The sequence below is a fragment of the Dolichospermum sp. UHCC 0260 genome (genome assembly GCF_009711985.1).
Lineage (GTDB): Bacteria > Cyanobacteriota > Cyanobacteriia > Cyanobacteriales > Nostocaceae > Dolichospermum > Dolichospermum lemmermannii.
This window is the reverse complement of the sequence record NZ_VIKZ01000015.1, coordinates 70,655-78,671: the sequence shown is the minus strand read 5'-3', so window position 1 is coordinate 78,671 and position 8,017 is coordinate 70,655. Positions and strand designations below refer to the sequence as shown.

Genomic DNA, 8,017 nt, shown 5'->3' with positions numbered 1-8,017 from the left:
TATCTGTTTTGCTGCTGTAATCAACTTGGAGCGTGTCAGTATCAGATCCGCCATCAACTGTATCAGTTACGCCTTGGTTATAACCAGGGTTAAGAACATCATTACCAGCACCACCATTGAGGGTGTCACTACCAGCGCCACCCTCAAGAAGATCACTATACTGGCTACCTGTTATAGTATCATTCCCATCATTACCCTTTATAGAGACAAGTCCTGTAACTAGGTTATCTAAGTTGGTGATTGTTAAACTACTCAAATCAAGAGTGTCATTATATTTAGTACCTACAACACCTTCTATGTTTGTAAACAGCGAGAACGTTACATTTACCCCTGTTGTGAGGTTGGAATAGTCAACTCGATCATATCCAGCACCACCATTAATAGTATCCGAACCTGTACCAGGTGCTATATAATCATTACCATCGCCACCATATAATGCGTCATTTCCACCTATTCTTCCTATTAGCACATCATCACCAAGCCCACCGGAGAGCGTGACTACAGAAAAAGTGTTGGTAGCTAGAATAGACAGTACATCATTCGCAATAGTTCCATTTAAGATGCTATCTGATGCGATTTTCTGTTCTTTAATAGTGTCACCGATAGCCCAACCTGAGTTTGATAAAGTTAACAAATCACTAATTAAATCCTGTTTACTGCCAGTGATTAGTGATGATAAGTAGTCGTTAAAGCCAATTCGCAAAATCTCTCCCGAAGCATTAGTTCCATTTGCGAAACTTACTGAAACATAGTTCTTGGCAGTATCACTAAATGTACCTGAACCGATTTTCCAAGTCCAATTTGGTGGTAATTTAGGAAGTGTTATTACATCTACCCCCGGTTCAAAATCCCTGATTTCAACTACTGTTCTGGCATCAAATATGTTAACAGTTCCCCAATTCTGATTGTTCTGATCAGCAAAGAAATTGTCTATGCCAGCCAGACTATTATTATATTCTTCGATGTCTAAAGCGTAATTGCCACCAATATTCCCCAACTCAAGTGTTAACTGTGCCGCTATACCTGCTGCCTCAATACCTCCTGCTATTGCACCTCCAACGAATGGTATTGAGGATGCAGCACTAGAGGCAACAGATGTAGCAACATCAATTGCTGTACTTGCAACTGCCATAGACATATCCATTGCAAGGCGTTTTTCTCTAACACCCCAATCAGGTTCAACTAACATCTGAGCTAAAGCTTTTAAATTCCCAGCATTAAAATCTATTCCGACTTTGCCATCACCAGGAAGCTCAAAATTTACATTGAAAATATCAGCCCCGCTATAACCCCAAACTTTTTGTATGAGTCCTGCATCTGTTGTCTTATAAGACTGGAGTTGGATAATATCCTCTTGAGTGCTTCCATAATTGATAATAGTTGTAGATGTAGTTGTAGGTTTAGCTAATGTTATAAACTGAGATGTAGCTTGAGCATTCATCTCAATCTCAACAACCTGTCCATCTAACGTCACCTTTGCGGTATCATCCTCAGCCTTCAAAACCGCTAACTCTTGCTGACTTAAACTCTTCCCTTGCACCAACCGCGCAAAAATATCACCCTCATCTCCTGCTGCATCCTTTGTATTAATCCGTGAATCAACAAAATGCCCGTATTCTTCCAACAATACAGCCGCAACAGCATTGACATTCTGAGCATTTTGGCTAATAAAATCAGCAGCCAGATAAATCTTACCCGTAGCTATAGCAAAAGCCCCATTTGCACCATTAATATCATTGCGATTGACAATCTCGATGGTAGGAATACCGCTAAAATCCCCTTGAGCTAATTTGTCAAAGATTTGATTAGCTACTGAGCGATTAAAATCATTACCAAAAGCGGTTTCCAGCTTCTGGGTGTACCCCGCATCAAATCGGAACTGACGGAGATATCCAGATGTATTCTGTAACGCTTGATTGAGAATGCTATTTAAATTAGGAAAACGGATTTCAAATGAATTGTTCAGTAAAATGTTGAAGTTTTTCATGATAGGTTTTCGTGATATTTTTACGCGCTGCTAATTAGCATTTCCCCAGTTTACCCAACCTTGTACTGACTTCCGTACTGAGAAATACTGACTTAACCTGACTTATGACTGACTTTTGTTAATACATAGTCTGTAGTCAAAAATATAATCTATATGCCACATCTCCAACCGGCACAAAGATGAGAATATACGTAAGATATAATTGGACAATCCAATATATACTGATGATGTTATACATTAATCCCAGATAAGCAATGTCAAGATCACTATGCGTTCATAATGACCACATTGACAAAGTTAAAATAGCACCCACACAAAATGGCTATCCCCACCAAAGAGCCTTGGCTAATGATACCGGATTGTCCTTAGCGACAATTAGCAACTTCCTGACTGGTAAACCTGTTAGTTATGCCAATTTTGAAGAACTATGTCGCAGATTAAATCTAGATTGGCGAGAAATTACTACCAATGTTGAAGTAATATCCACCCCCCCCCGCATACGCACAAATACGTAAAAAAAAACCAAATTTAAATGAATTTCAGGACTGGGGAACTGTAGTTAATATTTCGGCATTTTACGGACGCAACAAAGAACTGACACAGCTAAAGTCATGGATTTTACAAGATAGCTGTCGCCTGTTAGGATTATTTGGTATGGGTGGAGTTGGGAAAACAACCTTAGCTACCCAACTAGCACAACAGATTCATGATCAGTTTGATTACGTTTTTTGGCGTTCAGTGCCTACAGTTCCATGTTTTGATAATATGATCACTGACTTGCTATCTTTTGTCTCCCATCAAAAAGAAAGCAAACCAAATATCAATCGAGTTATCCATTATCTGCGTACCTATCGTTGTCTGATTATCTTAGATAACCTAGAAACGGTTTTAGATGTGGGTAATACCAAATATAATCATTTACTCTGCATAATTGCCGAAACCAACCATCAAAGCTGTTTGATTTTCACTAGTAGAGCTAAACCTGTTCAAGTCACCTTACTAGAGAATTGGTCATTATCAGTGCGTTGCTTGAGGTTGCATGGTTCATCAAAAATAGCCTTTTCCCTGATACAATCAAAACAATTGTTAGGGACTGAAGAACAAAAGTTTGAATTATGTCATCTGTATAGTAATAATCCTCTGAAAGTTTAAATTGTTGTTAATACTATCATTGACTTATTTAATGGTAATATTGAAAAATTCCTCAAACAAAATACATTATTAGTCAGTAATTATATTAACAGCTTACTGGAACAGCAGTTAAACCCCCTCTCGGTTCTAGAATGGCAAATTATGTACTGTCTGGCAATTAACCAGCAATTAACAACTATTACTGATTTAGCACCAAATCAAAACATATTACCGACTGTTTCTAAATCCCAACTTTTACAAGCAATAGAAAAGCTATATTCACGCTGTTTAATAGAGAAAGAAGCGGGTAAGTACACTTTGCAACCTGTTCTCAGGGAGTATGTGACGGAAAAATTTATTCATAAATTATGATTTACTTATATCGAAGCTTGAAAAATCTGATTTGCGGTGAGATTTAATTCAGGAAAAGTTTGAGAAATAATCCGTTCATGATCTCGAAACTTACTAATTTGATATTCTTCATCAATTAAATTACAAACAGAGATTGTCGGTTGTTTAGGATTACCAATAAAATTCCGTCCACCCAAAGCTGCATAATCAACAATCCAATATTCAGAAATTCCCATTTCTTCATAATCAGCATATTTTAAATGGTAATCATCACGCCAATTAGTTGATACAACTTCAATTACTAAAGGTATAGATGCACCATTACTGATGATAGATTGTTTTTTCCATAGTTTTTCGTTAGCTAAATTTTGCCGATTTAGCACCAACACATCTGGAAAATAACCAGAATCTTTATCCTCTGGTCTAACTATAACTTGGTTGGGAATTAAATAGGGCAGGTCTAACCGATCAATTATACCACTCAGCTTGATCGTTAAAAACCCTTTTGATTCTTCATGTTCTCCTACTGGTTGTGCCATTTCAATGATATTCCCATTATGTAGTTCGTAACGTACCCCGGAATTTTCAGGAAGCCCAGCGACAAATTCTTCAAAGGTAGTAACTTTAGATAAAGTTTGAATCATGGCTGTTGAGTATTGCTGATAATAAAAATATTATAGCGGCATTGTCAAACCTCAACTCAGATTAAGAACTATTGGCGTTGCAACTAAAAGTTAAGCAGCAACGCCGATTTTTCTAGGTCGTATACTCAGCGTTAATTTTCACATAATCATAACTCAAGTCACAACCCCAAGCCTGACCTGTGCCATGACCATTACCAACACCGACGGAAATTAACACCGTGTCTGATTGCAGATATTCACCATTAGCTGCTGCTTTTAAATATGCACTAGCTGCGGCTTTATCAAAGGGTAAAGGTTGACCATTTTCAAATAGTAAAATATCCCCTAATTTAACGGAGAGGTTTTCTTGTTCAAAGGGGACTCCAGCCCGTCCAGCAGCAGCAGCAATCCGTCCCCAATTGGGATCATGACCGAAAATGGCAGCTTTGACTAAAGATGACCCGGCAATGGTTTTGGCGATTTGGCGGGCTGATAATTCATCGTGAGCGCCAGTGACTTGGACTTCTATTAAACAAGTTGCACCTTCGCCATCACGAGCGATCGCTTTCGCCAAATGCTGACACACATAAGTTAACATAGCTTCTAGTTTCTGTGCCTCTGCCCCCATTTCGGTAATTGCTGGGGTGCGAGATTGACCATTTGCTAAAGCAATTAAACAATCATTTGTACTTGTGTCACCGTCAACTGTGATAGAATTGAAGCTTCTATCTGCTGCTCTGGTTAACATTTGTTGCCAAAGGGTGGAAGAGACTGCTGCATCACAGGTAACAAAGGCTAACATTGTCGCCATGTTGGGGTGAATCATCCCTGAACCCTTCGCAATGCCACCAATTCGCACTGGACGGTCATGGATAATGGTTTCTAAGGCTATGGATTTGGTGATTAGATCTGTGGTGACAATTGCTCCTGCGGCTGCGTCTGAACCTGTTTCCGAAAGGGCTGCAACTACTTTGGGGATACCAACCCGCAAAATATCCATTTTAATCCGTTGACCAATTACGCCGGTAGAAGCTAATAAAATGGATTCTGGGTTAATACCTAATTCTTGACCTAATAAATCTGCACTTTCTTGAGCATCTTTAATGCCTTGTTCGCCTGTTGCGGCGTTAGCTTGTCCCGCATTACAAAGAATGGCTCTCGCGCTATGTTTCCCTTGTAATACTTGACGACAGTAATCTACACAGGCTGCTTTAACTTGGCTAGTGGTGAATACACCAGCAGCGATCGCTTCCACGTCTGATACAATTAAAGCTAAATCCGGTAATCCCGAAGCTTTCAGTCCTGCTGTAATTCCCGAAGCTTTATACCCCCGCGCTGCTGTCACACCACCAGTAATTATTTGCCAGTCTGCCATAATTTTGCTCACAATTATCTATATCACGTTTACTGCTCAATTACCTTCCGCCTCTGGTTTGATATCAGCGTCCAGTATTTATCTCTATAAGTGAGTTTATCTGTTGACGACAATCTTTTTTTGGTTGGCGTTGAAAATTGTCGTTATAGCAAGAGGCAATACTTCGACTTCGCTCAGTAACCAGAGGCAAGAGTAAAGAAGTTTTCAGCGATTTTATGTTTCTTTACACAGTTTGGTTTTTTCCGTTCACCTACTTACCGAAATTTAGTTTTATCAAGTACCAAACCTCGACGGGAAAAATTTTCGTCATTATTGACTGGAATCTGCCAAATTTTAATTAAATTATCTTCACCACCACTAACTAAAAACTTCCCGTCAGCACTAAAAGCAAGGGAGATAACAGCATTACTATGTCCCGTCAATGTTAGCATTTCCTCTCCTGTAGCCACGTTCCAGAGTTTAATGGTGTGATAGATTTGTTCTCCAGAAATATTTCGTCCAGCACTTGCTAAAATTTTACCATCAGGACTAAAAGCAATAGTATTAACACTATTATCTTCTACCATGAGAGTCCGAATTTCTTTTAGGGTTTGTAGATTCCATAATTTAATTGTGCGGTTGCGGCTGGAACTTGCTAAAATTTTACCATTAGGACTAAAAGCCACAGCTATGACTGTTTGTGAACTGGTACTTAAAGTCTGAATCGGTTCTTCTTGATTAATATTCCATAATTTAATAGTTTTATCAAAACTACCACTTGCTAAGGTGACACCATCAGGACTAATATCTACAGAACGTACCCAATATTTATGACCAATTAAAGTACGAATTAGCCTACCTGTTGTTAAATTCCAAATTTTGATAGTTTTATCATCACTAGCACTAACTAAATTTTTACCATCACTACTAATGGCTAAACTATGAATCGCATCAGTATGACTTTTTAAGGTGTGAATTAATTGATTTGTTTCTAAATTCCAAATTTTAATAGTTTTATCATCACTACCACTAACTAAAGTTTTCCCATTAGCAGTTATAGCTACTGCATTAACATTTTGGGAATGTCCCTGGAGACTGGTAATTTCTTTACCTGTTATGACATCCCATAATTTAATATTATGACATTGACTATTACTACTTTTCTCACAATCACCACTACTGATAATCAGTTTACCATTTGGACTCATAACCACTGACAAAACTTTGCTTTTATGTCCAGAAAAAGTATTGACTAAAAATAATTTTTTTGCTGATATTTCAGATATTGGTGGACTATTGCGAGGTTGACTCCAACTAAAAGAAAAATTAGTTTTTAACTTGCGAAATTCTCGATAACCAGATTCTGCTAATCCCAAAAAAACAATTATCCCCAAGATGAAAATTAAATTTCTAACCCAAATATATTTTGATGAATGTGGGTGAGAATTTTTTCTAGGTGATTCTATAATTGTATGATTCGCTGCTGGTAGAATATGAGTATGCTTTTTCATCAAATCTCTAATTACTTCATCAGCAGATTGATAACGATCCTGTATTTCTTTTTGTAGTAGCTTATCTATAATTTCTGCTAATTCTAAACTCAAAGGAAAACGTAAATAATGCCGCCAATTTCCTACCCAAGCATAACCATATTCCATCCATAATTGAAAAGGAGAAATTCCTGTTAATAGATGAAAACAAGTAGCACCCAAACCAAATAAATCACTTGCAGGATAGGCTTTTCCATCTCTAATTTGTTCAATGGGAGAATAACCATGGGAACCGATAGAAGTACCATTTTTTCGCTGTACTTGTGCAGTTAACTGTTTAGAAGAACCAAAATCAATAAGTGTTAATCTCCCATCAGATTTTCGACGAATAATATTTTCTGGTTTAATATCACGATGAATTACTCCATGTTGATGCACAAATTTGATAATTGGCAATAAATCCAATAACATAGATTGAATATCCCAATCTTGATAAATTCTCCGAGATTTTAATTCATTAAATAAATTTTGACCATCAATAAATTGTTGCACTAAATACAAACAATTATCCTGCTCAAAATAAGCTATTAAAGTGGGAATTTGTGGATGTTGTCCCAACTCTTGCAATCGCTTTGCTTCTTCTGAGAATAGCTGAATTGCTTTTTTTTGTGACCAAGTACCTTGAAATTTTGGTGCTAGTTGTTTAACTACACATAATTCATTTAATTTATCAATATCTTCTGATATATAAGTTCTGCCAAATCCTCCTTCGTCAGAAAGAACACGGAGTACACGAAACCGATTTCTCAAAAGTGGCACTAACGGAGTGTGACAAGTTTGACAAAGTTGATGATGATCTGGATTTTGAGGATTTGAACAATCGGGATTTAGACAGCAGATCATGATATCTATGGTGCATCTGCATGATAAAATTTATAAATAAACCTAGATTTGACTACAGCAATTAGTAATTATATTTAACCTGGAAATTCACAAGTAGGGAAGATGTATTATTGCCAATTATTTTGATGATATCTCATTTTAAATAGAAAATAACGGCATTTTGCCATTATTATGGTGA

General features: G+C 37.3%; 6 protein-coding genes and 1 pseudogene. 3 read left to right on the top strand and 4 right to left on the bottom strand.

The features are described from left to right. A pseudogene (locus FJR08_RS08240) lies at positions 1–1,987 on the bottom strand (hypothetical protein); the annotation flags it as partial. A 254-nt stretch (positions 1,988–2,241) separates the two neighbouring features. On the opposite strand from FJR08_RS08240, the gene FJR08_RS08235 reads away from it, so the two are divergent. The 3 genes from FJR08_RS08235 (at position 2,242) to FJR08_RS08225 (ending at position 3,490) form a co-directional block, all read left to right on the top strand. Further along, positions 2,242–2,502, top strand: a complete 261-nt coding sequence (locus FJR08_RS08235; RefSeq protein ID WP_168632830.1) for a helix-turn-helix transcriptional regulator — start codon at positions 2,242–2,244, stop codon at positions 2,500–2,502. Continuing rightward, positions 2,495–3,139, top strand: a complete 645-nt coding sequence (locus FJR08_RS08230; RefSeq protein ID WP_168632832.1) for an NB-ARC domain-containing protein — start codon at positions 2,495–2,497, stop codon at positions 3,137–3,139. The genes FJR08_RS08235 and FJR08_RS08230 overlap by 8 nt, the downstream gene beginning before the upstream one ends. A gap of 141 nt (positions 3,140–3,280) precedes the next feature. After that, complete coding sequence (locus FJR08_RS08225; RefSeq protein WP_168632829.1) at positions 3,281–3,490, top strand: hypothetical protein; 210 nt, start codon at positions 3,281–3,283, stop codon at positions 3,488–3,490. A 5-nt stretch (positions 3,491–3,495) separates the two neighbouring features. Here FJR08_RS08225 and FJR08_RS08220 read toward each other — a convergent pair whose 3' ends face one another. The 3 genes from FJR08_RS08220 to FJR08_RS08210 form a co-directional block, all read right to left on the bottom strand. Beyond that, positions 3,496–4,113, bottom strand: a complete 618-nt coding sequence (locus tag FJR08_RS08220) for a Uma2 family endonuclease (protein WP_168632828.1) — start codon at positions 4,111–4,113, stop codon at positions 3,496–3,498. 112 nt (positions 4,114–4,225) lie between these two features. Beyond that, entirely contained in the window at positions 4,226–5,467 is a 1,242-nt protein-coding gene (gene argJ / locus FJR08_RS08215; protein WP_168632827.1) for a bifunctional ornithine acetyltransferase/N-acetylglutamate synthase, read from the bottom strand. A gap of 254 nt (positions 5,468–5,721) precedes the next feature. Then, positions 5,722–7,839: a serine/threonine-protein kinase gene (locus FJR08_RS08210; protein WP_168632826.1), complete on the bottom strand. Its 2,118-nt coding sequence runs from the start codon at positions 7,837–7,839 to the stop codon at positions 5,722–5,724. Positions 7,840–8,017 lie beyond the last annotated feature (178 nt).

What these genes read in the sequence shown, in the direction of transcription:
- FJR08_RS08235 (WP_168632830.1), top strand. Translation starts at nt 2,242, where the DNA reads ATGTCAAGATCACTATGCGTTCATAATGACCACATTGACAAAGTTAAA.
- FJR08_RS08210 (WP_168632826.1), bottom strand. Translation starts at nt 7,839, where the DNA reads ATGATCTGCTGTCTAAATCCCGATTGTTCAAATCCTCAAAATCCAGAT.
- FJR08_RS08225 (WP_168632829.1), top strand. Translation starts at nt 3,281, where the DNA reads ATGTACTGTCTGGCAATTAACCAGCAATTAACAACTATTACTGATTTA.
- argJ (WP_168632827.1), bottom strand. Translation starts at nt 5,467, where the DNA reads ATGGCAGACTGGCAAATAATTACTGGTGGTGTGACAGCAGCGCGGGGG.
- FJR08_RS08220 (WP_168632828.1), bottom strand. Translation starts at nt 4,113, where the DNA reads ATGATTCAAACTTTATCTAAAGTTACTACCTTTGAAGAATTTGTCGCT.